Source organism: Lentzea terrae (assembly GCF_003265345.1).
In the GTDB taxonomy this organism is placed as follows: domain Bacteria; phylum Actinomycetota; class Actinomycetes; order Mycobacteriales; family Pseudonocardiaceae; genus Lentzea; species Lentzea terrae.
Window position 1 is genome coordinate 166,822 of sequence record NZ_QFWW01000022.1, and the last position, 244, is coordinate 167,065.

General features: G+C 66.0%; 1 pseudogene. It reads left to right on the forward strand.

The features are described from left to right. Positions 1 to 244: pseudogene (locus tag DI276_RS27710) on the forward strand (carbohydrate ABC transporter permease); the annotation flags it as partial.

The following is a 244-nucleotide window of genomic DNA, read 5'->3' on the forward strand; positions in this document are numbered from 1 at the left end:
CCTGACCGGTGACTTCACGCTGATCCCCGGCGGGAACTTCTGGACCAACGCCAGCCGCGTGTTCGACACCATCCCGTTCTGGAAAGCGCTGGGCAACAGCTTCATCGTCTCCGGCACCGTGACACTGTCGGTCGTCCTGCTCTCGACGCTCGCCGGATTCGCGTTCGCCAAACTCCGCTTCCGCGGCCGCGGCGTGCTGTTCCTGTTCGTGGTCGCGACACTGGCCGTGCCCACCCAGTTGGGC